The organism is Paenibacillus sp. MAHUQ-63 (assembly GCF_028765165.1).
In the GTDB taxonomy this organism is placed as follows: domain Bacteria; phylum Bacillota; class Bacilli; order Paenibacillales; family NBRC-103111; genus Paenibacillus_E.
This window is the reverse complement of record NZ_JARADB010000001.1, coordinates 814596-841056: the sequence shown is the minus strand read 5'-3', so window position 1 is coordinate 841056 and position 26461 is coordinate 814596. Positions and strand designations below refer to the sequence as shown.

Sequence of the window (26461 nt, the reverse complement as noted above, 5' to 3'; positions counted from 1 at the left end):
GTGAAGCTACATGAATCGTTCCACAGCCGTTGCCGTGCAAGCCGCTGCGGGCACTAAGAAACGCCGCACATTCCTGAAACGCTGGGACGCGCCCATCGCGGGATATTTATTTATTTTGCCGTGGCTGCTCGGATTTTTCGGGCTTACCGCGTACCCGATGTTTTTATCTTTGTACTATTCTTTTACTGACTATACGCTGATGGAATCGATCCATTGGGTCGGTTTCCGTAACTACGAACGCATTTTCACGGCTGACGCCAAGTTCCTGCAATCGGTAAAAATCACGTTCTACTACGTCATCGCCTCTGTGCCGCTGAAGCTGGCTGCAGCACTGGGAGTAGCCCTGCTGCTCAATAAGGCGATGAGAGGGATCTCCGCCTACCGCACGGCAATTTATTTCCCGTCGTTGATCGGCGGCAGTATTGCCGTTTCCTTGCTGTGGCGGAACATTTTCGGAGTGGACGGAATTTTTAACGAAATTTTGGCCAAATTCGGCATCCAAGGGATCGGCTGGATCACGAATCCGAGCACGGCGCTTTGGACGCTCATTCTGCTGACGGTTTGGCAGTTCGGTTCGTCGATGGTCATCTTCCTCGCAGGACTGAAGCAAATTCCGAATGATCTATATGAAGCGTCCGGTGTGGACGGGGCGAACAAGTTCGTGCAGTTTTTCAAAATTACGCTGCCGATGCTTTCGCCGACGCTATATTTTAATCTCATTATGGGCGTCATCAACGCGTTCCAAATGTTCACCTCCGCTTACGTAATCACGAACGGCGGACCGATGAACTCGACGTACGTTTATGCTTTATATTTGTACGAGCGGGCTTTCAGCCGCTACCAACTCGGTTATTCTTCGGCATTGGCGTGGATTATGCTGGTGATGATTGTCATTGTAGCAGCCATTATCGCCGGGACATCGAAGTACTGGGTATTTTACGAGACTGATACGGGAGGCAAGAAAAGCAAATGACCTTCAAATGGAGCCAAGCAGTCCGTCATCTGTTCATGATCGCCTTCAGTATACTGATGGCCTATCCGGTCCTTTGGTGGGTCGGGGCATCCTTGAAATCCAACAGCGAGCTGAGTTCGCCGAACTTATTCCCATCGTCTCCGCAGTGGAGCAACTTCGTTAACGGGTGGAACTCGGTTCCCGGGCATTCGTTCACGGATTTTTATCTCAACACGTTCGGACTTGAAATTGCCGTTCTTGCGGTAACGCTAATCTCCAGCACGCTGGTTGCGTTCGGCTTCGGCAGACTGGATTTTCCGCTGAAAAACCTGTGGTTCTCCCTGCTCATGGTCACGCTGATGCTTCCGGGGCAGGTGCTCATCATTCCGCAGTATGCGATGTTCCACCAGTTGGGCTGGGTGAATACGTATCTGCCGTTTATCGTGCCTCATCTGCTCGCCAGCGGTGCAGGCGGTACGTTCTTCGTCTTCCTGCTCATCCAATTCGTGCGCGGCATCCCCAAAGAGCTGGACGAATCTGCGAAAATGGACGGCTGCTCCTGGTTCGGCATTTATTGGCGGATCGTGATGCCGCTAACGAAGCCGGCGATTGTGACCGTCATGATTTTCTGCTTCCTATGGAACTGGGACGATTTCCTCGGGCACTTGCTGTACATTAACTCGGTTGATAAATATACGGTCGGGCTCGCGCTGCGGATGATTAACGATTCGCAAACCGGTCAAGAATGGGGACAGTTGCTCGCCATGTCGCTCGTATCTATCGTGCCTGCGACGCTGGTCTTCATGTTCCTGCAGAAGTACTTTGTTGAAGGGATTGCAACGACAGGTATTAAAGGATAAGATGAAAAACAAATAAAGCATGTCCAGAGCGGTAGAGCAGCGTCAGATTACGTTGTTTTACCGTTTCTTTCGCCTAATCGCAACGTTTACGGGAGTGCTATCAAGCATGAAGAATCCTTTCAAAAAATTTAGAATCGACCACCTGTTCTTCCGCAGCTTCGCCGGGCTCATTGTCGTCGTACTGGCTTGCAGCGTCTGGGCCAGCTACAGCATCTCCTCCAAAGAGCTTGTGCAAACGACGTTTCAATACCAGCAGAAGCTGCTCGACGAACTGAATAATGAGATTAGTACAAGGCTTGTGACCATCGAGCAAATCTCGCTCTCCACATCCCGCGATAATGAATTGATTACTTTCTTGACCAGCAAGCAGGATGAGTTCGACCGGTACAGGAGATCGATGAGCGTGGAGAAGGCGTTGGCGAATTTGACGTATTCGATCCCGCTCATCCAGGGGATTGATCTCTATATGAACCGCCCCCTGCAAGGCGATGCCAAAAGCTACATCCAGTTCCGGGACATCGCGGATTTGAACAATCAATCCTTTGCGCAGCTGCTCACCGGTAACGATTTCACATGGTCGATTGAGCATCTCATCCCAAGCTTTCAGGGCGATGTGCCGGTTCTTAGCTTTGCCCGCAAAATTGTGTACGACGACAAATACTTAGGCGTGCTCGTCATTCATGTGAAGGCGGACCAGATCAGGGCCCTGCTGACCGGGCATTCCACCGAATCGAACCGGCTGATGATCGACTCCAGAGGAGAACAGTTTCTGAAGATCGGCCGAATTCCCGACCATAACGAGCTCTCCAACTGGATCGGCAGCGATGCCAAGCAGAAGCAATCGGGGTATATTCGCATCCAGGGCAGCGGCGAGACCGTCGACTCCCTGCTCGTGTACTCCAAGCTGGTTGATTCGAATTGGACACTCGTCGAAATTACACCTTGGCAGCAGATTACGGCGGGGAGTTTTCGATTGGCCGAAGTAATCGGCCTTATCGGGATCGCCGCGGTGCTGCTCACGCTCATTCTCACTCATATTCTGAGCAGACAGTTCACGAAGCCGATCAAAAAACTCGTAAGCGCCATGGGCGTCTATTCCGTTGGGGGCAACAACGTAGAGCTTCCCCATGACTATGAGAACGAGTTCGGCTATTTGTTCTCCGGCTACCGCAAGCAAAATGAGCGGATTGAGGAATTGTATCTCTCCCTGCAGCGCAGGTACGAACAGCAGCGCAAGGCGGAGATTGAGGCGCTGCAAGCCAACATCAATCCGCATTTCCTCTATAATACATTGGACCAGCTGAATTGGATGGCGATTGAAGCGGGGCAGGATGAGATCAGCCGCATTCTGGAGCTCATGGGACGCATGTTCCGGATCGGTCTCTCCAACGGGGCTGCCTTCATCACGATCGAAGAGGAGCTCATGCATATCGAGAGCTATCTGGAAATTCAACAGCTGCGATGGCGAACGGGGCTTGACTACACCGTGGAAGCGTCCCCCGACATTCGGAAGCTGTTCATTCCCAAGCTCACGCTGCAGCCTTTCGTCGAGAATGCGATCGTTCACGGGTTCAACATGCGCAGTCAAGGCAGGATTGACATCCGCCTCGCGCTTGCAGACAGCAGACTTCACATCACGATAGACGATAATGGAATCGGCCTGCAGCAGGCTGTGGACAAGCAGCATAAGCGCAAAACAGGCGGATATGGCATCCGCAATGTCAAAGAACGAATCGCCGGGTATTTCGGAGGCGGCTATGGCGTTACGCTGATGGAGCGGGAAGAGGGAGGTACCCGGGTCTTGATCAGACTGCCTATGCTCGAAGTGCCTCCAGTGAACGACCCGTTGTAGGATGCGGCATAGTTCGGTGTATTTTATAAAGAATCGTGCATCTGTCTTCTACCGCGCAAGCGCAAGGACTGATAGGATAGTTGTAGACATTTCCAATAACGTCACTCAAGCCTGGAACAGCTTCTGTTCCGGGCCGAAGTTATATGCTGTGCAGACGGTTCCGGTTCACAAGGTTGAAGTTTAGGAGGTAAGCGTTGTGTGGAAAATCGCGATCATTGACGATGAACGCCAAGTGCTTCAAGGGATGAAGAGAGCCATTCCCTGGGACGAGCTGGAAGCCGAATGGGTCGGGGAAGCCTTGAACGGACAGGAAGGGCTGGAACTGATTCGGAGAGCCGCGCCGGACATTGTCATTACAGATATTTATATGCCGGTGATGAGCGGTCTTGATATGATCGAACAGCTTAGGCGGGAAGGCTTTGGCGGTAAAATCATTATTCTGAGCGGATATTCCGATTTCGAGCATGCGAGGCAGGCGCTTCGCCATAATGTCAGCGATTATTTATCCAAGCCGATCTCCGTTCCTACGTTGAAATCCATTCTCGGCAAAGCCATCGAAGAGTTGATGGACGAGGAAGAGAAGCGTATCAAGCAGGACGAGCTTCAGCAGAAATTGATGCTTTACGAGCCTTTTATCGAGAAGGAATGGGTGAAATCGGCGGTTGCCGGAACGCTGGACAGATCTTATCGGAGCGAGGACAGACTGCCGCAGCCATACCGTTTCTGGTGCGGACGCAAGCATGTGGTCGTCGGGATCGAACTGATCCGCGACGTTCGGTCGAGCCGTCTTTCGCTGCCGGATTGGAACTTGTTCCGCTTCGCAATCAGCAACATCGCTTGCGAGGTGGCCCGCGAATCGTTCCAAGCGATTGAATATGTAGAACTCCATGGCACGAGAGCTGTGCTTATTCTGCATCCCGAGGCGGACTGCCGGCAGGAAGACCTGGATCGGAGCCTCGGGGAGCTTGGCGTCAAACTTATCGACTGTATCAAAAATTACTTGAAGCTGGTCATTCGTATCGGCATCGGAGGCACCAAAGCCGAGTGGACGGCGATGCCGGACTCCACCGAGGAAGCGTTCCGGGCTATTGACTTGCGGGACCGCCGCGTCGAGCCGGCTTACGAAGTCTTCGCTTATAGCGAAGAGACGGGGGCCGGTCAGGGAACGCTGGTCATGCGTCCGGCGAAGTTTTATTTCGAGCTGGCCGGCGCGATGAAGGCATCGCAGGAAACGCAAGCGCAGCAGCTGGTTGCCGGATATATGAAGCAGTTGAAGGAGCAAAAAGGCATTACACCCGAATATGTGCAGATGCTGGCGGGCGAGCTTTGGGGAATTTTCGCCTACTGCTTGTATGAGGTCGGCATGGTGTTGGACGATATTTTCTCGAACGAGCAGATTGTCCAAGAAATGGTCGGGCTGACGCAGCCCCAGCAGCTGGAGGAATGGCTGACGGCCAAAATATCCGTGATTTTCAGCAGCAGGCAGTGGAAAGGCAACAGCAAGCACAGGCAGGCGGTCGATTTCATGACGCAGTATATCCACGAGCATTATGCGGAAGATATGACGCTTGCGGATTTGGCGGACAAGGTATATATCTCGCGCAACCACTTGTCGATTATTTTTAAGAATATGACAGGCGAGACGTTCAATACGTACTTGACGCGCGTGCGCATCGAGAAGGCCAGAGAGCTGCTGTTGGAAAGAAACATGCTCGTCTACGAAGTGGCGGAGCAGGTCGGTTATAAGAACGTGCCGTACTTCAGCACGCTGTTCAAGAAGTTTACCGGAATGAACCCAACGGAACTTATCAAATGACGAAACAAGGAGAGAGCATGCGCATGAGCGAACTAGTACAATTACCCGTAACGATGAAAGCAGCCGTGATGACCAAGCCTGGCACGATCGTATTGGAAGAACGTCCGGTGCCTGTCCCTGGCCCCCATGAGGTTCTGATCAAAGTGATGGCGGTCGGCGTGTGCGGGTCCGATGTCCACTATTTCGAGAATGGCCGCATCGGCCGCTACGTGGTGGAGAAGCCGATCATTCTCGGGCACGAATGCGCGGGCGTTATCGCGGCTGCGGGAGCGGCGGTTACGAACGTGCGTCCCGGCGACCGCGTCGCCATCGAGCCCGGCGTGACTTGCGGGCATTGCCGCTCCTGCAAAGAAGGCCGCTACAACTTGTGCCCGGATGTGCAGTTCCTCGCAACGCCGCCGGTAGACGGCGCCTTCGTTCAATATATGACGATCCGTGCGGACATGGTGTTCCCGATCCCGGATCATCTGTCCTTCGAGGCGGCGTCTCTCGTCGAGCCTTTCTCCGTCGGCATTCACGCAGCCAAGCGCTGCAAGCTGCAAGCGGGCTCGACCGTGGCTATCATGGGCATGGGACCGGTCGGCTTGACGGCCGTGGCTGCGGCCAAATCGTTCGGTGCAAGCCGGATCATCGCCACCGACTTGGAGCAGGTTCGTTTGGATGCAGCCAAACGGATGGGGGCGACAGACGTCATCAACGTCAAGGAGACGGACGCGGTTCAGCGCATCCGGGAGTTGACGGATGGTGAAGGCGTGGATGCCGCTTGGGAGACGGCCGGCAATCCGCGTGCCTTGCAATCGGCGCTCTATTCGCTGCGCCGCGGAGGCAAGCTGGTGATCGTGGGCTTGCCGGCACAGGATGAGATTCCGCTCAATGTGCCCTTCATGGCGGATAATGAGATCGATATTTATGGCGTTTTCCGGTATGCGAACACATACCCGACAGGGATTGGATTTCTTGCCGGGGACGGCATTGACGCCATGTCGCTCGTGACGGACCGCTACCCGCTCGAACAGACGCAGGAAGCGCTGGAACGCGCGATTCATAATAAGAGCGGCAGCTTGAAAGTTATGGTCTATCCGAACGAAGTTCTGTAACATGCAATCGGGAGGGATGTACGTTGAAACCAGTAAAATTCAGCATTATCGGCGGCGCCGGCTTTCGGGCGCAATATTTCCTGCGAATCGCTCAAGCGCTGCCTGAGCGATTCGAGGTTAGCGGCATGGTGGTCAGGAATGAAGAGAAAGGGCGGGAGATGGAAGCTGCCTGGGGAACGCCAACGTACCGAACCCTGGAAGGGCTGCTTGCTGAAGAACGGCCTGATTTTGTCCTCATTTCGGTCTCTCCGGCACAGAGCCTGGATTATCTGCTGAAGCTCGCCGAGCTGGATATTCCTGTTCTGCTGGAAACGCCGCCGGCTCCGGATTTAAGCGGACTTCAGCTGCTGCACGAGCGGTTGACGCTTCGCGGGGCGCGCGTGCAGGTTGCTGAGCAGTACCATTTCCATCCCGTCCAGCAAGCAAGGCTGGCACTCATTCAATCCGGCCGATTGGGCCGGATTACCGAAACGACGGTATCGATCTCGCATCTGTATCATGGGGTCTCTCTGATCCGCAAAATGCTGGGGATCACCTATGAAGACGTTCGGATTCGAGCGATGCGCTTTGCCTCCGAGTGGGTTCAAGGCCCGACGCGGAGCGGTCCGCCGACGGAAGATAAGCTCGTCCCTTCACAGCGGGATTTGGCTTGGCTCGACTTCGGCGACCGGCTGGGAATTTACGATTTCACGAAAGATCAGCATCGTTCATGGACGCGCTCCAATCACTTGTCCGTCAGGGGCGAACGCGGGGAGATTTTCGATAACCGGGTGCTGATTCAGCAGGATTCATGCGCAGAGCTGCGCATGGAGCTGAAACGCATGAACCGGGGCGAACTGGAGAACGCGGAAGGCTACTATTTGAAGGGCATCCTATGCGGGGAGCAGTGGGTGTATGAGAATCCGTTTGCCCCGGCGAGATTATACGACGACGAAATTGCCATTGCCTTCTGCATGCAGAAGATGGCTGAGTATGCTGCCGGCGGTCCCGGCTTCTATAGTCTGGCGGAGGCTTCGCAGGATCACTATCTCGGCATGATGATCGAGAAGGCTATTGCAACCGGAGAAACCGTAACATCGGTGCCCCAATGTTGGGTACCCTCATGAGGTACATAACCCAAAGACTGATGCGAATAGCATTGGTCTTTTTATTATTTTGGGGTTTGGGGGAAACCGGCCGTTGTCCCGTGCCTTGTTAACGGACACAGTTGACCTTTTTCGATGAAAAAGGGCCCCTTGGAAAGTGTAACGGACACCAGTATCGTTATTTGCCTGTTTTGGGCCTGATTTGGTCCCGAAGACGGCGAATAAGGTCCATGTTGTCCGTTAGCAGCGATATGCAACGTTTTGCACGAGGATAACGGCTGCAGTGTCCATTAGCGCGATACACATCTACATTGTAGATTTTTCAGAAAATTATGTCAATATACCTTACATGATATTTTCTTAGGATGACGGATATAGGCCGAAAGTATTACAGATTCAAGAATTTAACTACTTTTGTCTTGCTTTACGATAGAAATCGCTATAGAATGTCGAATAAGATGATGAATGTCATAGAAAATCACACCATATGTGATTAAAGGGGGATGGGGTATGTTTGATTGGCTTGGGTTTCGAAAAGGACTGCCTTTATGGTGGTCGTATCGCCTGAATCGGCATCTCAAGGAAGATGTAGAACATATCTTTGAAGGTATTGCCCATACGCGTACCGAGATTTTGCGCAATTGGGTCGAGTCTTATTGGCTGCATTTGGACAGGTTGAACGTACAAATCGCGAAGTCGGCAGCGGCGCAGGATGCAGTGGGTCTGCACAAAATGCTGGCCATCACGCTGAAAAACGGTGCCGATTTCTCGGAAATTTTCATGCTGGACGACAAGGGGACCGTCTGCGGCTCCACCTATCCCGCTCATGTCGGGAAATCTTACGAGGCTGGAAGTGTACTGGCGAAAGGGCTGGAGATGAGCCGCAAAGGGGACAAATGCTTATTCGGGCCCTTTTCCGACGAGATGACGCTGAAGATCGGCCCCAGCACCTCGCCGTTTCACGATGCGATGACGTTGGCTTTCATTCTGCCTGTGATGGAAGGCGGCGTGTGGAAAGGGGCGCTCTGCGGACGCGTGCCCAATGATGTGCTCGGCGATCTCATTCAGCGGGAATCCGGGCATGTATACCCGGATTCCGGCGACAATTATTTGTTCATGGCGAAGCCTGTGCTCAATAAGCATATCGCTCCGGGTACGGCGCTGTCGCGCAGCCGGTTCGAGGATCTGACCTTCACGCACGGGGATAACTTGAAAGACGGCGTACGCACGGATTTCGGCATCGTGCGGGTCAAGGAGCATACGGAGCTGGAGCTCGTCTTCACGGATCCGGCTACGGGCCAGCTGCATCCCGGGGTTGCGGGAACGATTGCCCAAGGACACAACCTCTTCGTAGAGTTTCCCGGCTATTCGGACTACCGGCATATCCCGGTTATCGGCAAAGGGGTGACGTTCCAGCTGCCGCATTGCCCGGACGTATGGGGCATGATGTGCGAAGGGGATCTGGAAGAGGTGTACCGGATCCGCAGCATTGACTGGAAGCTGTTCAGCTTGCAGCTGTGGTTCCTCGCAGGCTTTATCGTTTTATCGGGCGCAAGTTTCTGGCTGTTGTCCGGCCATGTTTCCGGCTGGCTCGGCGGAGTGATCACCGCAGCCGCCAGCGCGGTGTACGGTGTCATTGGCTCTAGCTTGATCCGGCGCCAAGGAAGTAAACCGCTCGTCCGGCAGCTCGCACAAATCAATAAATTCATCCGTGTGAACGCCGAGGGCAGCGGAGACTTAACGCAGCGTCTGCAGGTGCAGGAGTTCGCCGGGGATGAAACGCGGGAGCTGGCGAAGTGGATCAACAATATGATCGACTCGCTGGAAGGGATTATGCTGCAGGTCAAGCAGGCGGCCGCCGAGGTGCAGACCAGCCAGGAGCTGATGAACGAGTCGACGGGGTCCACCGAGCAGTCGACCGGCCGCATGAGCACCCAGATTCACAACATGATCCGCTCTTTGCGCGGCCAGCTGAAGGACATCGATATCGCCAAGGATGTCACGCAGAATATGAGCGGCACGCTGCGCGAGCTGGAGGATAAGGCATCCGATCAAATTGCCGTCGCCCAGGACGAAGTAGGCCGCATCGGTGATAAGATGGATCAGATCTCCGTCAAAGTCGCCGATACGAACCGCACGATCCAGACGTTCCTGCTCACGACGCAGGAGATTCCCAAGCTGCTGAAGGTGATTGAGGAAATATCCGCGCAGACCAACCTGCTCTCGCTGAATGCCTCCATCGAAGCGGCCCGGGTCGGCGAGCACGGCAAGGGCTTCGCCGTCGTGGCCGGGGAGATCCGCAAGTTGGCGGATCTGACGAAGAAATCGACGGAAGAGATCAACGAGACGATCGAGCAGATCGAACGCCATGCCAATGAAGCGTTCCTCTCGATGGAGGAAGGCACGAAGGTCGTCCTGGAAGGGACGCAAATCGTTGCGGCGGCCACGGAGATTCTCAGCAGCGCCAGCGCCCGCGACACGAAGAAGACCCAAGTCGTCGAAGAAGTGGTGGCGCTGATGGAGAAGGTTGCCGGCGTGAGTAAGGAGAACCGCCAAATCTCGGCGGAGGTGGAGCAAACCGTGCAGGAGCTGCTGCACGATATGCTGCACGTGCGCCAAACGACGGAAGAGGTCGGAGCGATTACGGAGTCGCTGCTCCAGCTCGTGAAGCAGTTCAAATTGACCGAAAGCCGCATTCGATAATTGCCCTTGTTTTCCTTCGCATGTTAGCTGACCCCTTCTGCATACAATGGTAATGCGGAAAGAGTCAGTTTTTTTCTTGCGCAACAAAACTTAAAGGAGGATGACGAATGAACCACCGTTTGAGCATTCAAACGAATAGGGAGTATGTCGCGGATCCCGGGAATTTCCCGTTGCTCGTAGAGCGTCTGAAGGAGGAGCACGTGCAGATGCGTCAGCAGCTCTCCGAGATTCGTATGATGGCGGCTTCCTTGTACTCCCTCGAGGATTGCTCAATAGGAATGTGCAAGCTGATTGAACTCCAAGACAGGATTCTATTCCTGGTAGAAGAGCTGGAGCAGCATTCGGAATGGGAAGAGAGGGTACTGTTTCCCCAGCTGCAATCGTATTTGCATCCGACCACCGCGCTGTCTGTCTCCCGTTCCATCTCTGTGCTGGAACAGGATCATGACTTGGCCAAACGGGTTGTGCAAACTTTCGTTGACGGTGTGAATGCGATGAAAGTGCCGATAGATGAGGAGTTTCTGCATTTGATGGCATCGGAGCTGTCGACAGCCTGCCTCATACTGCTTAAACATTTCACATTGGAGGAGGAGTTGGTGTATCCGCTAACCGACCGGATTATGGAGCAGTTCACGTAGCTTTACATAGCAAAGGGCCTTTCGCAAGTCGGATGACTTGCAGAAGGCCCTTTCAAATTGACATGCCGGATGGTGAAACGCCGTTAAGCCTCAAGCCGGCTCATCGTTTTCTCTTCGCATTCCGTGGAGCAGAAGCTGTTGTGCTCCTCTTCGCAAGCCTCGCAGCAAATATGCTTCAAGTGGCAGAGGTCGTTCGCGCAATTGATGTAGCGGTCCTCCGCCTTGCCGCAGTGGTAGCATTTTCCTACGATGACATCTTCTTCGGTACGGTTGATCGGAACGGAGATGCGCTCGTCGAAGACGTAGCATTTGCCGTCGAAGAGACGGCCTTTCACTTCTTCGTCTTTGCCGTAGGTGACGATGCCGCCATCAAGTTGGTACACTTCCTTGAATCCTTCGTTGATCAGGAAGCCGGACAGTTTCTCGCAGCGGATCCCGCCCGTACAGTACGTTAGAATCGGCTTGTCCTTATACTGCTCAAGATTGTTGCGGATCCACTCCGGGAACTCCCGCGTCGTTTCCACTTCCGGACGAATCGCGCCGCGGAAATGGCCGATATCGTATTCATAATGGTTGCGTCCATCCAGAACGATGACATCCTCCTGCTGGAGCTTCTCGTAGAAATCCTTCGGCTTCAGATGAACGCCGGTAAGCTGATTCGGGTTCACATCTTCCTCAAGCCGGAAGGTGACGAGCTCTTTTTTGGGGCGGACGAACAGCTTCTTGAAAGCATGTCCTTCGCTCTCGTCGATCTTGTACACCATATCCTTGAACAGAGGCATCTGGCTCATCATCTTCATGTAAGCATCGGTCTGCTCGACAGTTCCCGAGAGCGTTCCGTTGATGCCCTCCGGGGCGATCAGAATCCGGCCTTTGATGCCGAGCTTCTTGCAGAAGGCGAGATGCTCGCTTGCTAATGCTTCATGATCTATGACGTTAACGAATTTATAATACAACAAAATGCGGTATGGAGCGTTTTGTTCTGCCATGATTTGTTTAACCACCTATACGTATAAAATGCATGCTCCCAGCCTGAAGGCAGAGAGAGCATAAGCATAGTGTGACATAAAACCGCACATTTTTCAATCGAGGGGCAATTTTTGGATCGTATGAAACACCTCTTCCAAGGCAATGGCCAGCGCTTGCAGCTGGTTGTGGACGAGATTGGACCGGGATTCGTCCGGCGGCGCCGCATCGGACAGCATGTCTTCCAGAGCCGTTGCCGCGGCAAGGACACGATAAGCGGACAAGTTGCTCGCCGAGCCGCGAAGCGTGTGCAGCAGCTTCAGGGCTTCCTCGTATTTGGTTTGCCGAATGGCTGTACCCAACTGCTCGACGAGACCTTGGGACTGCTCATGGAACTTGCGCAGCATGTGATGATAGATATCGGTTTTCCCGAGCAGCCGTCCCAGCGCTTCATCCTTGTTCAATCCGGGAGTCGCCATGTTGGCCCGCTCGTTCAAGATGCCGTTGACGGCTTCGAACAGCCGGTCCGGTATGATCGGCTTGGAGATGACCTCATTCATGCCGGCACGGATGCAGGCAAGACGCTTCTCCAGAGTCGAATCGGCCGTAACTGCAATGATCGGAATATGCCGCCACTTGGGTTGAAGCCGGATGTGCTTCGCGGTTTCGATGCCGTCGAGCTCTGGCATATGAATGTCCAGCAGGATCAGATCGTAATCCTCCGCCTCCATGAGCGCCAAAGCTTCGAAGCCGTTGGATGCGACATGCACGTCAGCGTTCATGCCGGTAAGGAGGTTCCTGGCGACCGTTTGATTAATTTCGTTATCTTCGACTAGCAAAATGCGCGGGGCTGAAGTCCACGATTCTATGGCGCTGATGCCCCCGCTGCCGGATTCGGCGCCGCCGGTCAAGTTCTGCAGCGTGTGATACAAGCTGCTTCTGGAGACGGGTTTCACCAGGATCGCGTCCGGCGCGGCCTCAGGAGGCAGCTGTTCCAGAGCGTCGCGGCCCGGAAGCGTCGTGTAAATAATCGTTCTCAGGTTATGGCGCTTGCACGCCTCCAGCATGTCCAGCCACACTTCTTCCCCGTACATGTCAGAAGCCTCCATATCCAGCACGATTATATCGAGCGGGATGGCCCCAACCGCTTGCCTCGCTTCCTTCCACGCGTACACGCCTTCCGCATCCGTGCACATGGCGTGAAGCGTACGCAGCAGCACCCGATGCAGCTCGGGATGATCCTCGACGAGGAAGGCCCGAAGCGGGAACGGCTTGGGCGTCTTCACCGCCTGTGAAGATAAGGAGAACGGAAGGCTCACTCTGAACTCGCTGCCGGTGTCAGGCTGGCTGAACGCTTCGATCCAGCCCCCCATGTTCTCGATAATATTCTTGGCAATGACAAGGCCAAGCCCTGTACCGCCGAATTTGCGGCTGGTTCCTTCGTCGGCCTGCACGAAGGGCTGAAACAGCTTGGCGAGCTGATCCTCGCTCATGCCGATGCCCGTGTCGATGATGCTGAAGCGGATAGCGGCGAAGTCGTCCCTTTGCTCTTCGACATGAATTCGCAGCGTGACCGTCCCTTGCTCCGTGAATTTGATGGCATTGCTGGTGAGATTCAGCAGCACCTGGTACAGACGCAGCGAGTCGCCGATGAGACTGAGCGGAACATCCTCTTCAATATCGCAAATAAAATCAACCGGCTTATGTCCCAATAGCACGCTGAGTGTTTCGCACACTCTGTCGACCGTGTCGTCTAGCAGGAAGTCGTGGTGTTCGATCAACAGCTTGTCGACCTCCAGCTTGGAGAAGTCCAGAATATCGCTGATGATTTGGGACAGCGAGAGCGAGGATTTCATGATTTTGCTCATATAATCGCGCTGCAGCGGGGACATGGCGGTCCGCTCCATGAGATGGGATAAGCCGACGATGCCGTTGAGCGGGGTTCGAATTTCGTGGCTCATCCGTGCCAGGAAGATGCCCTTGGTCAAATTCGCGTCATCGGCTTCCTGCTTCGCGCGGATGAGCCCCTCTTTGGCCTGCCGCTGCTCGGTAACATCCCGTGAAATGGCGGAGAAATAGCGTTCGCCTTTCTCGGCCGGGCTGTGCGGGACGACGACGACGTCGATGAATATTCGGCGTTGCTCCTTGGTCAAGACCTCCGCCTCGAATTCCCAGAAGCCATCGGTTATAGCTGTAAGCAGCCCTTCGTCCAGATCGACGTCCGATTGGATGTCTACGTACTCGCTGAAATGGTAACGCGGGTTTGTGTCGCGCTCCAGGTCGAGCAGGTTTCTGCAGGCTTGATTCATATAGAAAATGTTGCCCTGCATATCGAAGGAGAGGATGGCGTCCCTGGCGCTTTCTACAATCGTCAGCAGCCGCAGCTTCGTTTCATTGCTTTCTTTGATGTCGGAGATGTCGCGGGCAATGAAGACGAAGCCTTTGAGATCGCCGCCAGGGTGCGTAATGGCGCTCACACTGAGCTGGACGAAGATGCGCATGCCTTCCTTGTGATACCAGATCCATTCCAAATCTTCATTCATCTGGCGCAAGGACCGGATGACGAGCGCCGTACAATCGGCCGGGATGTGCTCTCCCAGCTCCTGCGAATATTTGGCGGCCCGTTCGGCGAGCTGCTCTTGATCCAGCCATAGCATCGGCGTAGCCTTCTTATGCACCTCGCTTAACGAATAACCGAGCAGCTCCATCGCTCGACGGTTCATATGGTTAATAGAGAAATGAGGGTCCGTGACGATCATCGCATATTGATTATGGTGAATGAAAGCTTCGAAGGGCTCGAACAGCTCGCGCAAATTGTCGATCATCCCGTTGACGGAATGGGCGAGCGCGCCGAGCTCATCTTTGCTGGTGAAGCTGAGCGGTTGGATGTAAAAGTCGCCGGCTGCGACCGATTCCGTTACCCGCAATATTTGTTGGACGCGCGAGATGATCAAGGTGTTGGCCGTCAAGCGAATCAGCAAGAAGATGACGACCGTCGTGACGAAGATCAATCCGACAGTCCACCACAGCAGCGTGCTGGCCGGCGCTTGCACCGCTTTGGCCGGCATCGAGTAGGCAAGATGCCAGTTCAGATGGGGGACGCGGGCATAGAACCACTGCGCTTCGCTGCCGTTATCCAGAACTTGATCGAAATAACCGGCATCATGCTGGAAGGCTTCATTAAAGTCCTTCGTTAGCCCGGGATTGTTCTTGAAAATGTTTTGGGTCAATATTTTGCTGTTGTCGGAATGGTAGAGAATCATGCCTTCATGATTCACGATAACCGTCTGGCCGCCCGCCAGCGGCGGATACAGATGCTCGCGGAACGTTCGGTCCGCATCCAGCGAGATATCGACGATGCTCGTTATCTGTTTGTTCTCGTTATAGATAGGCGCTGTAATTGTAATGATGTACGTCTTGGATACTTCGCCGATGTGCGGATCGGAAATGAACGTTTGGCCGAGAAGAGCTTCTTCGAATCTTCGCTCGCCTTTAATGTTCAATCGCTGTCCGTTGGTTAACAGCAAATTGCCCTGCAAATCAACGACCCCCATAGAGGAGAAACGATTATTGCCCGCTTGCAGCTCTTGGGTCAAATATTGAATCTGCGCTTTCGGCGTTCCTTTTCTCATGTCGCTCACGCGGCTGACAAGCTCCACTTCGGCTACGCGAATGGACAGGAAATCGTACAAATTTTGCGCGGAATTGGCGACGGAAGCAACGGCCTGATTTTTCATTTGCTCGATTAATTTGTCTTTGGACAGCTTGTAGTTCGTAAAGCCGACGACGGCTAGTGAAATCGTTGTAATCAGTACCATCAGCGCAACCAGCTTAAAACGCAAGGAAGATGACATGGAAACCTCCATAATTCGACAAAATGTTAGGAAAACTCATAATTTTTACGAGATCTATGCAGAATTCCTTTAACGTTTACCAATTAATATCAATGATATCAAGGATGAATTGAGTATACATCATAGTTCGAACATTCATTCACAAATGGAGGGGTTTGGTTCAATGCGTTTTACGGTGAAAACGAAATTGATGTCGGTATTTGCGATTATTCTGCTCATGGTCGGCGGTTTAAGCTATACCGATATGACGCGGATGGCCGTTCTTAAGGAGAACAGCACGAAGATGGCGACAGAGTGGATGATCGGCGTACAAATCATGGATGAGATCCACTACAACTCGGAGCATTTATTGACGGTATACTATCAGAAAAAGATGGAGCCGGATACGAAAAAGCATGAGCCCTTGGATGCGGCTATTGTCGGGACGATGACAAACATCGACAAATTGTTAGAAAACTATAAGGGAAGTTTGTCCGGCGATGAAGACGTTGTCAAATTCAATGAGCTTAACACGAATTGGAATGGATTCAAAGAGGCTTTTGCAAATAATAAACAGCTGTCGGGTGACCCGGCTAAAGGGAAAGAAGCGGCGGAAAGTTTGCAAGCGATGTCGGCGGCGTTCGGCAAAGCGCAAAAAACGATGGCGGAAATGGTCGTCTACAACCAGGAAGGCGGAAAGCTGGCCGACGAAGAGAACAAGCACCTCTATGATGAGAGCGTGAGGATATCTCTGATTGTGCAAGGCGTGCTGGTCGTCTTCATGATTGCTGCCTGCGTGGGGCTAGTGCGCAACATTTCTACCCCGGTTCGGAGAACGTCGCAGGTGTTGAGCCGGATTGCAAGCGGCGATCTGACGAGCGAGCCTATTGTCGTGAAAAATAAAGACGAAATCGGCGAACTGGCCTCTTCCGTGAACCGGATGGTCGAGCATCTGCGCGGATCGGTCCTGCAAATGATGACAGCCGCAAGCAGCGTGGCGGCCTCTTCCCAGCAGCTGTTCGCCAGCTCGGAGCAAAATGCGTCCGCGTCCCAACACGTCGCCACAGCGGTTCAGGAATTCGCAACCGGCGCCGACTCGCAGGCCCAGAGCTCGATGGAATGCGGCAGAGCCATGGAAGAAATGTCTGTCGGCATCCAGCGCATCGCCGAGACGACCTCCGACGTGTCCGAGCTGTCCGTATCCGCGACGCAAATCGCCGAAGAAGGCACGCATTCGATGGAACGCGTCGTGAGCAAAATGACCGCGGTCAGCCACTCCGTGGATGCTGCGAATAAAGTGATTCAAGAGCTGGAGAAGCATTCGCAGAGCATCGGGCAAATCTCCACGCTGATCGGCAGCATCGCTTCCCAGACGAATCTGTTGGCGTTGAACGCAGCGATTGAGGCGGCGCGTGCAGGTGACAGCGGCAAAGGCTTCGCGGTCGTGGCGGGCGAGGTTCGGAAGCTGGCTTCTCAGACCGACGACTCGGTCCGCGGCATTTCCGAGCTTATCTCGAGCATCCAAAGAGATTCCATACGCGCAGCCGCCGTCATGAACAGCGGTCTGCTGGAAGTGCAGGAAGGCTTGCGAGAAGTCGGCCATGCCGAACAGGCTTTCGGCCAAATCGTGTCGGCTTCGCAGGAGGTTGCCAGCAAAATTCAAGAAACGGCGGCTGCCGCTCAACAAATGGCCGCATCCTCCGAACAGGTGGCGGCGACCGTAGCGAACGTCGGCTCCGTGGCGCAGATAACCTCGGGAACGGCGCAATCGGTTGCCGCAGCAACCGAGGAGCAGCTGGCCTCGACGGAAGAGATCACTTCCTCCGCCAGAAATTTGGCGACCATTGCCCAAGATTTGCATCAAGCCGTTACGACATTCCGCATTTCCTAAATGAAATGCCAAATCCAACAAGAAACAGCAACGAAGCCTTCGGTTCGCCCAAACATTTGGGTGAGGCGGAGGCTTTTCCTGTTCACATTATTGAAAGCGCTTGCGTATACTAATATATCTCGTAATTTCCATATCGGATTCACGATGATGCCAAAAACTTGTAGGAGGTGGAAGATGACCATGTATATGAAAAATTTGATTTCGGCGTGCATGGGACTCTGGTTTGTGCTTAGCCCCTGGGTATTTGGATTCTCGGATCAAACGAATGCGCTCTATGCCAGTGTGCTGCTTGGAAGCTTACAGTTCGTAGGATCCCTGCTGGCATTAGGGAAGTCGGGGAAGCGGGTATGGCAGAATTGGCTCTGTTTGGCCATTGGCGCCATCTTCATTCTCGTTCCTAATTTGTTTCATGTCGGTTTAATGGCTTACTTCTCTTTTGTGTTCCTCGGCTTCATGACCATTCTCGTGAATTACGCCAACTTGTACGCCGATGAGCAATAATCGTTTATACTGGAAGGAAACGACCAGGAACTAATAGGAGGATACAAATAGACATGCTCCGTTCATTGGAATTGATCCACAAATATCGAACAGGGGACGCCGGCGCAGCCAGCGGGCACCCATGGCTGACCTACCTGATTTCGGCGGAAGAACGCATCGTCAATCTGGAGCGGATTCAGTCGATTCGGGAGCTGGCTCAGGCGAACCCTGTTCTTGATTATGTTGAGCGCACGCTGCGCATTTTGGACGGGCTGGCGTTGTCTTTCTGGAAGAAGGAAGTGTTGGAGGAAGTGCTGATATGGTCCGAGGTCGCCAAAGGCGGAACGTTGAGAGACCGTCTCAGGTGGCAGGAACAAGGCATTGGTTACCATGTACATAATCTGGGCTCGGCACAGTTGTACAAGCTCCATGACGATCTCAGCAGCGACAAGAGCACCGTGATCCATACGTTGATCGTCACGCACGGGCTCATCGGCCAAACCATACGGGGCGAGGTCCCGGTTCAAGAGCACGAGCCTTTGAGACAGCTTGTGAAGAGCGGTCATCTCTCCGAGGAGGAGCTGCGAGAATTGCTGCTTCCGCTCAATCGCTGCATCATTGCGGCGGTATCCGAGGAGCTGTGGCTTTCCGTCGGCCCTCAAGTCGAGACATGGGTCGCGCTCATCGCATCGGAGGAACGGCTCAAGGAGCCGGAGTTCTCTGAAAGGCTTGCGCGCTTGCGCGGAAACAGCATTCGGAAGGGCGAGAACTTCGAAGCAGCCTTCCGGAAGCTGCAGGAGGAAGCTCCTGCCCTTCTGGACGGACTTGCCGGTTACCTCGACGGGACAACGCTGTGGTACGTGGAAGCGGGCCTGCAGGAGTTCTCACTGGAGCAAATGGTCAAGGTTCTCCTGCTCGTTCAGCTTGCATGCGCGCCTGGGGAGAATGTCCGGCATATCAGCTTCGAGCCGCTAATGAACACGATGTATTATGACTACAAAGGAAGCAAGAAAGTTAATGTTTATAAGAAGCGAATGATTGAGAAATATGTGGACGAGCTGTCGTGGGAGGACATCCTTCAAGGGCGTCTTCAGCGGAATAACGCGCATTTGCGGCATCGCGCGGAATGGATGGCGACCCTACCGGACACGCTGTTCGTGACGTTCGAATTCTCGCCGGCAGCGGAGAAGCTGATCGAATTTTGCGTGGAAGCCGAGAAATCGCCGCTCTACGAGAAGGCGGTTCTTCTGCTGTTCGATCTGTTCGAACTGCGCCGGGATGCCTATGACCGTTTCCATAACGAGGAGGAATATTTGGCCACGATGAACCGGACGGCGGATTACAAGAAGTTGATGCTGGACTATGTCGTCGGGCAAAGGGTCGTCGATATAGGGCCGGGCGGCGGTGTCATGCTCGATCTCATCGAGCAGTATTTGCCTGACAAGCAGGGAATCGGAATCGATATTTCGGCGAATGTGATCGAGGCGCTTCTGCGCAAGAAGCAGTTGGAGGGCCGCAAATGGGACGTCATGAAAGGCGATGCGCTGGACCTTAAGCGATATGTAGAGCCGGGGACAATCGATACCGTCATCTTCTCTTCGATTCTGCACGAGTTGTATTCGTACATCCCCTACGAGGGCCGGAAATTCAACCACGCGACCCTTGCGGCCGCACTTCGCAGCGCATTCGAGGTGCTGTCGCCGGGAGGGCGGATCGTCATCCGGGACGGGATCATGACAGAGCCTGCGGAGCAAATGCGCAGAATCCGGTTTCTGGACCCTGGGGCTATGGCCGTCTTGGAGCGGTATGCCAAAGACTTCGAGGGGCGGGCAATCCGTTATGAGGTCGTCGGACCCGACGAAGTGGCGATGCCAGTGAACGATGCCATGGAATTTCTATATACATACACGTGGGGGGAAGAAGCCTATGTGCATGAGGTCCAGGAACAGTTCGGCTATTTCACGCCGAGCGGATTCATCGCTTTCATTCAGCATACGCTCGGTGCGGAAGCCCGTATTGTAGAATGCCGCCATTTTCTCCAGGAAGGATATACGGAAGCACTGCGGGACAAAGTAAAGCTGATGGATGATCATGGCAACGAAGTGGCGCTGCCGGACAGCACTTGTTTGATTGTGATAGAAAAATAGGCGCTCCAGGCTCAGGTTTTAAGCAAAAAAGCTGTTGCATACGGATTTTATTTATGTCATAATGAAAATATCAAATTGATAATATCAAGAAGCGAATCAAGCAGGTGAGTACCTTGAACACAGAGAACGAAAGCAATTATCGAGCAAGCAAATATCGCACGCCGGACGGTGCGCCTGCGGACATTGTCATATTCACCATTACTTCGGAGGGCAAAGGCTCTGTGAAGAAGTCGCTCCCGCTGCGGGAGCTGCAGGTACTGCTGATTCAGCGCAAGCAATGGCCGTTCGAAGGCCAGTGGGCGCTGCCGGGCGGATTCTCGGCCGAAACGGAAACGATACACGAAAGCGCGCGCCGCGAATTGACCGAGGAGACGGGCGTCTCCGACGTCCACCTCGAATATTTCAACGTGTACAGCACGCCGGGCCGTGATCCTCGGGGATGGATCATCTCGCATGCCTACTTCGCTCTAGTGCATGAACGTTTCCTGGAGAAGCGCCAGGCAGCGGATGACGCCGCGGATGTGCGGCTGTTCCCGGTGGAGGAAGCGCTCGCGATGGATCTCGCGTTCGATCATGAGACCATCCTCCGGGATGCGCTGGAGCGGGTTCGGCAGAAGATGCTGACGACGACGATCGCCAAGGAGTTTCTGTCGGAGGAATTCACGATTTCCGAGCTGTATCAAGTGATTCAGACCGTTGTTCCGTCGTTCAATGAGCGCAATTTCATCCGCAAAATTACGTCCACGCAGAGCCGCAAAGGGATCATCGAGGAAGTGCTGGATAGGAATGGCCATGGGAAAATGTCCAACCAATACTCCCAACGCGCTGCCCAGTTATACCGGTTCACGGATTATGTGCCTCAGCTGTCCATCTACAGCTAGGCCTCTCTTTTAGGGATTGATATTGTCAAAATAATAATATTAATAGTACTTAATAAGGAGTGTTGCTAGATGCGAGCACTGATTGTCATTGATTACACGTTTGATTTCGTTGAAGGGAAACTCCCCTGCGGAGAGCCGGCTATCGACATCGAGAACCGGGTATGTGAGATTACCTCCAAGTTCGTCGCCGAGCATGATTTCGTCGTTATGGCGGTGGATCTGCATGATGAAGACGACCCCTATCATCCGGAGACGAAGCTGTTCCCGCCGCACAATATTCGCGGCACGGCGGGACGCGAGCTGTACGGCAAGCTGAAAGAGGTGCATGAACGGCATGCAGACGAGATTTACTGGATGGACAAAACGCGATACAGCGCGTTCTGCGGGACCGATCTGGAGGTGAAGCTGCGGGCCAGAGGCATCCGGGAGCTGCACTTGATCGGCGTATGCACGGACATTTGTGTGCTGCACACCGCGGTGGATGCTTACAACAGAGGCTTCGACATCGTCGTGCATGAGGATGCGGTCGCCAGCTTCAACGAGCAAGGCCATGTATGGGCGCTGCAGCATTATACAGGTACGCTGGGGGCCAAAGTTGTTCGCGGCTGGTAGTATGAAACGGCGGTATGAACAGGAATGCTAGAATCATCCAATCCAATTCCAAGGAGATGTTTCTTATGTCACAGGCACAACAACGCGAAATACAAGCGGCACTGCACGTACAGCCGGCCATCAACCCGGCAGGCGAGATCCGGCGGCGTGTGCAGTTTCTGAAAGACTATCTTCGGTACACCGGAGCCAAAGGCTATGTGCTGGGCATGTCGGGCGGTCAGGACTCGACGTTAACGGGCAAGCTGGCTCAGCTGGCCGTCGACGAGCTGAACGCCGAGAGCGGCAAGGACGCATACCGGTTCATGGCGGTGAGGCTGCCCTACGGCGTGCAGCAGGATGAGGCGGACGCGCAGGCGGCGATTCGGTTCATCGGGCCGAGCTCCGTCGTTACGGTGAACATCAAGCCTGCTGTGGATGCATCCGTTCAGCAATTCGCGGAAGCGACCGGCGAGACGTTAGGCGATTTCCATAAAGGGAACGTGAAGGCGCGTGAGCGCATGAAAGTGCAGTACGACTTGGCGGCGCATTACGGACTGCTCGTGCTGGGGACGGATCATGCCGCTGAGGCGATTACCGGTTTCTACACGAAGCATGGCGACGGCGCTTGCGATGTCGCACCGATCTTCGGCCTGGATAAACGGCAAGGCCGGCAAATCCTGAAGGAGCTGGGCTGCCCGGAGCATCTGTATTTGAAGAAACCGACGGCCGACCTGGAAGATATGAAGCCGGGTCTTCCGGACGAAGAAGCGCTTGGGCTTACGTATGAGCAGCTGGACGATTATTTGGAAGGACGCCCCCTCCCTGCTGACGCCGTACGGAAGATCGAGGAGCGCTATGGGATGACGGAGCACAAACGAAGAGGACCGGTAACATGCTATGACACATGGTGGAAGGGTGACGGGGAATGAAGGGGACTGAAATGAACTATGACAATTTGACGCTTCATACGGATAAATATCAAATTAACATGATGTACGCGCATTGGCTGCAGGGCACTCACCGGAATCGGGCGGTCTTTGAGGTGTATTTCCGCAAGCTGCCGTTCGGCGGCGGGTATGCGGTGTTCGCCGGCTTGGAGCGGCTCGTCCGCTACATTCAGAATTTGCGCTTCGGCGATGACGAGATCGCCTATCTGCGGGAGCAGGAGGAACAGTATCGCGAAGATTTCCTTGAAGCGCTGCGCGACTTCAAGTTCAGAGGCGACCTGCAGGCCGTACCCGAAGGGACGCTCATCTTCCCGAACGAGCCGATCGTGCGCGTCGTGGCGACCATCTTCGAAGCGCAGCTTGTGGAGACGGCGATTCTCAACTTCGTGAACTACCAGACCCTCATCGCGACGAAAGCGTCGCGCATCAAGCAGGTCGCCCCGAACGACGTGCTGCTGGAGTTCGGCACGAGACGCGCCCAAGAGGCGGACGCCGCGATCTGGGGCGCAAGAGCGGCTTACATCGCGGGCTTCCATGCGACTTCGAACTTGCGGGCCGGGATGCTGTTCGGCATCCCGGCCAAGGGCACCCACGCGCATGCCTGGGTGCAGGCGCACGACACGGAAGAGGAAGCCTTCCGTGCTTATGCCGAGGCGCTGCCGGAACAGGTGACGCTGCTCGTGGATACGTACGACACGCTGCGCAGCGGCGTGCCGAACGCGATCAAGATCGCGCAGCTGCTCCGCCAGCAGGGCAAGCGAATGAACGCCATTCGCCTCGACAGCGGCGATTTGGCGTATTTATCGCAGCAGGCCAGGCGGATGCTCGATGAGGCGGGCTTCCCCGATGTGGCGATCGTGGCATCGAACGATCTCGATGAGAACATCATCGAGGGCTTGAAGGCTCAAGACGCCAAGATTACCGTCTGGGGCGTCGGCACCCAGCTCATTACGGCCGCCGACCAGCCTGCGCTCGGCGGCGTTTATAAGCTGGTCGCCCGGGAGAAAGACGGCGAGTTCCTGCCCGTCATCAAGATTTCGGGCAACCCGGAGAAAGTGACCACGCCCGGTTTTAAGGAATTGTACCGGATTGTGAACAAGCAAACCGGCAAAGCCGAAGCGGACTACCTCGCTTTGGAGCACGAAACGGATATTCGCCGCGGCGCGCGGATCAAGCTGTTCGATCCTACCCACACGTACATCTACAAGTATATTGAGGATTATGAGGCCATTCCCCTGCTGCGCTCGATTTTCGCCGGAGGCGAGCTTGTGTACGAGCTGCCGGCGCTGGATGAGATTCGCGCCTACCATACGGAGCAGATCGGAACGTTCTGGCCGCAATACCTCCGGAAGCTCAATCCGGAAGGTTACCGTGTGAATTTGAGCGCCGAGCTGTGGGAGCTGAAAATGAATTTGGTTCATGCGCACACGATTATGTAATCCCTGTCTCCGGTGGTATGATAGTTAAGTATGCAGCTATGTATCTCTTACACGATTCATACGAAAATGGAGGTAGATTAGGATGACGACAGGTGCATTCACACAAGGAGTTACTTTGAATAACGGCGTGCACATGCCATGGCTGGGATTGGGCGTTTGGAAAACCAAAGAAGGGCAAGAAGTGATCGGCGCTGTCCGGACGGCCCTGCAGCTAGGCTATCGCAGCATCGATACGGCGGCCATCTACGGGAATGAAGAAGGCGTCGGTCAAGGTCTGCGCGAAAGCGGCGTGCCGCGCGAGGACATTTTCGTGACGACGAAGGTGTGGAACTCGGATCAGGGTTATGAGTCCACCTTGCAGGCGTTCGAAGCAAGCCGCAAGCGTCTGGGGCTGGAAACGATCGATTTGTATTTGGTTCACTGGGCGAAACCGGCGACATATAGAGAAACATGGAAAGCGCTCGTTCACCTGTATAAGGAAGGCCACGTGCGCGCTATTGGGGTCAGCAATTTTCAAATTCATCATCTGCAGCAAATTATAGAAGATACAGGCGTAGTGCCGGCGGTGAACCAAGTCGAGTACCATCCTCTGCTCGCTCAGAAAGAGCTGCTCGCTTTCACCCGCGAGAACCATATTCAGCTGGAAGCCTGGAGCCCGCTTATGCAGGGCAATCTCGATCAGCCGGTGCTGTCGCAGCTGGCAGCCAAGCACGGCAAATCGCCGGCCCAAATCGTGCTGCGTTGGGACATCCAGAACGGTGTCGTCACGATTCCGAAATCGGTGACCGAGCAGAGGATTCGCGACAATGCGAATATTTTCGATTTTGAGTTAAGTTCCGAGGATATGGCGCTTATCGATACGTTGAATCAGAACAAACGCCTTGGCGCGGACCCGGACAACGTACCGTTCTGAGGATGGCTTCGGAGGAATTTCCGCTTGCAGCGGGAATTCCTCTTTTTGCTGTGCCGGCGTCACTTCAGGAGCGCAATCATCTGGTACACCTCGCGGTGATCACCGGGCAGCAGATCGTCCGCGACCTTGAGCTGGGAAGAACCGTCGCCGTCCAGGAACAGCCCGTCCACCAGCTGTCCGTCCCCCACCTGCTCCTGCACGGCAGTGCGGAATTGCTCGCCGGTGCACGGCGTCGGAGCGACAACGAGATAGACGTTGTTGTTCCGATCATACACGATGCCGGAGCGCATCCGCTTCTCGTCGATGACCGGCATCTCTTCCGCCACCGCCTGTGCGGCCCATCCGTCCGGATTGGCCAGTCCCATGCTTACGCCCCCTTGCGCCCAGTAATGCCCGCGGTCCATCACCTTCAGCTCACCGGCATGCCGGGCGACTTGAACGGTGAAGGTTTGCGCCTTCTCATCCCAGACCAAAGTGCCGCGTTTGCGGTCGATGTTGTACCACCCGGACCCGTAATCGCCAGGCTGGCCCTTCACAGGCCGGTCATTCATCACGGCGATGCTGAGCAGATACCCCTGCCAGAAAAATCCGCCATTGATCCCGTTCTCAAGCGTGTCCGTGACGTTGGATGCGATCGCTCGCAGCCCGATGTTCTGCGGCAATGTCCGGATGCTGTGAAGCGTCACGCCGTTGCTCGCCTGGTGAACGCTGTATTCGGATACCGGCAGCGCAGGTGCCGGGTTCTTAGGCGGCGCCCCCAGAATGACCGTCCATATGAAACTAGTAATGGCAACTAGGACATAGATAAGCAGGGAGGCCGCTTTGGATCTGACAGGAGGGAACGTGCGCATCAGGGCAACACTCCTATTCTTCAACTCTCTTATTTCTATTAGTCTATGAAAAAAAATAGGGGATATGCCTGCTATTATGAAAAAAAAGCCCATCCGCCAAAGCGATGGATCGCATGGTCGAGAGGGCTTTCTTTTGTATGTAGGCGTGCATTTAGAAAATCGGAATTCTGGCTTTATTTCCATCCTTTGCATATAAAATGGCTTCCGAACTAAATAAATCCACGTGTTCTAACGTATGAACAAGGTTCGTCGTCGTAAATTTGTTATAACGAAGAGCGTTGATCAGAGAGGGAATCAATTTGTGGTCGGTGCCAATAAAGTTGACAGAAATCGGCTTCTTGTTAAATAAAATATTCATTCTCAATTCAACTCATCTCCTAACATGAAAATTATTATCAATTAACTGAGTTCTAAGCGTACCATGGACGTGACAGGATGTCCGTCGATTATCGTTGTCGAGAAAGCACTTCTTTTGTCACAATGAAAAGAGAGAATAACGATTGTTTGCAATGTTAATAT

General features: G+C 54.1%; 20 protein-coding genes. 16 read left to right on the top strand and 4 right to left on the bottom strand.

Going from position 1 to position 26461, the window contains the following annotated elements; genetic code table 11:
• Nucleotides 1–10: 10 nt before the first annotated feature.
• The 8 genes from PUT07_RS03710 (at nucleotide 11) to PUT07_RS03675 (ending at nucleotide 11003) form a co-directional block, all read left to right on the top strand.
• Entirely contained in the window at nucleotides 11–973 is a 963-nt protein-coding gene (locus PUT07_RS03710) for a carbohydrate ABC transporter permease (protein WP_274466435.1), read from the top strand.
• The gene (locus PUT07_RS03705; protein WP_274466434.1) at nucleotides 970–1812 is read left to right on the top strand and encodes a carbohydrate ABC transporter permease; all 843 of its coding nucleotides are present in this window, start codon (nucleotides 970–972) and stop codon (nucleotides 1810–1812) included. The genes PUT07_RS03710 and PUT07_RS03705 overlap by 4 nt, the downstream gene beginning before the upstream one ends.
• Nucleotides 1813–1918: 106 nt before the next feature.
• Nucleotides 1919–3664 (top strand): cache domain-containing sensor histidine kinase, encoded by a 1746-nt coding sequence (locus tag PUT07_RS03700; protein ID WP_274466433.1) that lies wholly within the window; start codon nucleotides 1919–1921, stop codon nucleotides 3662–3664.
• A 196-nt stretch (nucleotides 3665–3860) separates the two neighbouring features.
• On the top strand, nucleotides 3861–5480 hold the full coding sequence (locus PUT07_RS03695; protein ID WP_274466431.1) for a response regulator transcription factor: 1620 nt from the start codon (nucleotides 3861–3863) through the stop codon (nucleotides 5478–5480).
• A 23-nt stretch (nucleotides 5481–5503) separates the two neighbouring features.
• Nucleotides 5504–6577, top strand: coding sequence for an NAD(P)-dependent alcohol dehydrogenase (locus PUT07_RS03690; protein ID WP_274466430.1), 1074 nt, complete (start codon nucleotides 5504–5506; stop codon nucleotides 6575–6577).
• A gap of 23 nt (nucleotides 6578–6600) precedes the next feature.
• Complete coding sequence (locus PUT07_RS03685; protein WP_274466429.1) at nucleotides 6601–7683, top strand: Gfo/Idh/MocA family protein; 1083 nt, start codon at nucleotides 6601–6603, stop codon at nucleotides 7681–7683.
• A gap of 489 nt (nucleotides 7684–8172) precedes the next feature.
• Nucleotides 8173–10365 carry a methyl-accepting chemotaxis protein gene (locus tag PUT07_RS03680; protein ID WP_274466428.1) on the top strand — a complete coding sequence of 731 codons (2193 nt, stop codon included), beginning with the start codon at nucleotides 8173–8175 and terminating at the stop codon, nucleotides 10363–10365.
• A 107-nt stretch (nucleotides 10366–10472) separates the two neighbouring features.
• On the top strand, nucleotides 10473–11003 hold the full coding sequence (locus tag PUT07_RS03675) for a hemerythrin domain-containing protein (RefSeq protein WP_274466427.1): 531 nt from the start codon (nucleotides 10473–10475) through the stop codon (nucleotides 11001–11003).
• Nucleotides 11004–11086: 83 nt separating this feature from the next.
• On the opposite strand, the gene trhO is transcribed toward PUT07_RS03675, so the two are convergent.
• Together trhO and PUT07_RS03665 are read right to left on the bottom strand one after the other, a co-directional pair.
• The gene (gene trhO / locus PUT07_RS03670; RefSeq protein ID WP_274466426.1) at nucleotides 11087–11992 is read right to left on the bottom strand and encodes an oxygen-dependent tRNA uridine(34) hydroxylase TrhO; all 906 of its coding nucleotides are present in this window, start codon (nucleotides 11990–11992) and stop codon (nucleotides 11087–11089) included.
• Nucleotides 11993–12085: 93 nt separating this feature from the next.
• A complete protein-coding gene (locus PUT07_RS03665) occupies nucleotides 12086–15823 on the bottom strand; it encodes a response regulator (protein ID WP_274466425.1) in 3738 nt (1245 codons plus the stop codon).
• A 163-nt stretch (nucleotides 15824–15986) separates the two neighbouring features.
• Here PUT07_RS03665 and PUT07_RS03660 point away from each other — a divergent pair, with 163 nt between their 5' ends.
• The 8 genes from PUT07_RS03660 (at nucleotide 15987) to PUT07_RS03625 (ending at nucleotide 25091) form a co-directional block, all read left to right on the top strand.
• On the top strand, nucleotides 15987–17693 hold the full coding sequence (locus PUT07_RS03660) for a methyl-accepting chemotaxis protein (protein ID WP_274466424.1): 1707 nt from the start codon (nucleotides 15987–15989) through the stop codon (nucleotides 17691–17693).
• A 174-nt stretch (nucleotides 17694–17867) separates the two neighbouring features.
• A complete protein-coding gene (locus PUT07_RS03655; RefSeq protein ID WP_274466423.1) occupies nucleotides 17868–18194 on the top strand; it encodes an SPW repeat protein in 327 nt (108 codons plus the stop codon).
• 53 nt (nucleotides 18195–18247) lie between these two features.
• Nucleotides 18248–20320, top strand: a complete 2073-nt coding sequence (locus PUT07_RS03650; RefSeq protein ID WP_274466422.1) for a class I SAM-dependent methyltransferase — start codon at nucleotides 18248–18250, stop codon at nucleotides 20318–20320.
• Between the two features lie 113 nt (nucleotides 20321–20433).
• Nucleotides 20434–21201 (top strand): NUDIX hydrolase, encoded by a 768-nt coding sequence (locus PUT07_RS03645; protein WP_274466421.1) that lies wholly within the window; start codon nucleotides 20434–20436, stop codon nucleotides 21199–21201.
• Between the two features lie 69 nt (nucleotides 21202–21270).
• Nucleotides 21271–21813, top strand: a complete 543-nt coding sequence (locus PUT07_RS03640; RefSeq protein WP_274466420.1) for a cysteine hydrolase family protein — start codon at nucleotides 21271–21273, stop codon at nucleotides 21811–21813.
• Between the two features lie 65 nt (nucleotides 21814–21878).
• Nucleotides 21879–22721 carry an ammonia-dependent NAD(+) synthetase gene (gene nadE, locus PUT07_RS03635; protein WP_274466419.1) on the top strand — a complete coding sequence of 281 codons (843 nt, stop codon included), beginning with the start codon at nucleotides 21879–21881 and terminating at the stop codon, nucleotides 22719–22721.
• 11 nt (nucleotides 22722–22732) lie between these two features.
• Nucleotides 22733–24178: a nicotinate phosphoribosyltransferase gene (locus PUT07_RS03630; protein WP_274467447.1), complete on the top strand. Its 1446-nt coding sequence runs from the start codon at nucleotides 22733–22735 to the stop codon at nucleotides 24176–24178.
• An 82-nt stretch (nucleotides 24179–24260) separates the two neighbouring features.
• Entirely contained in the window at nucleotides 24261–25091 is an 831-nt protein-coding gene (locus PUT07_RS03625; RefSeq protein ID WP_274466418.1) for an aldo/keto reductase, read from the top strand.
• Nucleotides 25092–25150: 59 nt separating this feature from the next.
• On the opposite strand, the gene PUT07_RS03620 is transcribed toward PUT07_RS03625, so the two are convergent.
• Together PUT07_RS03620 and PUT07_RS03615 are read right to left on the bottom strand one after the other, a co-directional pair.
• Nucleotides 25151–25942 (bottom strand): hypothetical protein, encoded by a 792-nt coding sequence (locus PUT07_RS03620; protein ID WP_274466417.1) that lies wholly within the window; start codon nucleotides 25940–25942, stop codon nucleotides 25151–25153.
• Between the two features lie 151 nt (nucleotides 25943–26093).
• Complete coding sequence (locus PUT07_RS03615) at nucleotides 26094–26306, bottom strand: hypothetical protein (protein WP_274466416.1); 213 nt, start codon at nucleotides 26304–26306, stop codon at nucleotides 26094–26096.
• Nucleotides 26307–26461: the final 155 nt, after the last annotated feature.

Coding starts and splice junctions, on each gene's coding strand:
- trhO (WP_274466426.1), bottom strand. CDS start 11,992: ATGGCAGAACAAAACGCTCCATACCGCATTTTGTTGTATTATAAATTC.
- PUT07_RS03665 (WP_274466425.1), bottom strand. CDS start 15,823: ATGTCATCTTCCTTGCGTTTTAAGCTGGTTGCGCTGATGGTACTGATT.
- PUT07_RS03625 (WP_274466418.1), top strand. CDS start 24,261: ATGACGACAGGTGCATTCACACAAGGAGTTACTTTGAATAACGGCGTG.
- PUT07_RS03655 (WP_274466423.1), top strand. CDS start 17,868: ATGACCATGTATATGAAAAATTTGATTTCGGCGTGCATGGGACTCTGG.
- PUT07_RS03710 (WP_274466435.1), top strand. CDS start 11: ATGAATCGTTCCACAGCCGTTGCCGTGCAAGCCGCTGCGGGCACTAAG.
- PUT07_RS03680 (WP_274466428.1), top strand. CDS start 8,173: ATGTTTGATTGGCTTGGGTTTCGAAAAGGACTGCCTTTATGGTGGTCG.
- PUT07_RS03650 (WP_274466422.1), top strand. CDS start 18,248: ATGCTCCGTTCATTGGAATTGATCCACAAATATCGAACAGGGGACGCC.
- PUT07_RS03700 (WP_274466433.1), top strand. CDS start 1,919: ATGAAGAATCCTTTCAAAAAATTTAGAATCGACCACCTGTTCTTCCGC.
- PUT07_RS03690 (WP_274466430.1), top strand. CDS start 5,504: ATGAGCGAACTAGTACAATTACCCGTAACGATGAAAGCAGCCGTGATG.
- PUT07_RS03640 (WP_274466420.1), top strand. CDS start 21,271: ATGCGAGCACTGATTGTCATTGATTACACGTTTGATTTCGTTGAAGGG.
- PUT07_RS03630 (WP_274467447.1), top strand. CDS start 22,733: ATGAACTATGACAATTTGACGCTTCATACGGATAAATATCAAATTAAC.
- PUT07_RS03705 (WP_274466434.1), top strand. CDS start 970: ATGACCTTCAAATGGAGCCAAGCAGTCCGTCATCTGTTCATGATCGCC.
- PUT07_RS03620 (WP_274466417.1), bottom strand. CDS start 25,942: ATGCGCACGTTCCCTCCTGTCAGATCCAAAGCGGCCTCCCTGCTTATC.
- PUT07_RS03660 (WP_274466424.1), top strand. CDS start 15,987: ATGCGTTTTACGGTGAAAACGAAATTGATGTCGGTATTTGCGATTATT.
- nadE (WP_274466419.1), top strand. CDS start 21,879: ATGTCACAGGCACAACAACGCGAAATACAAGCGGCACTGCACGTACAG.
- PUT07_RS03675 (WP_274466427.1), top strand. CDS start 10,473: ATGAACCACCGTTTGAGCATTCAAACGAATAGGGAGTATGTCGCGGAT.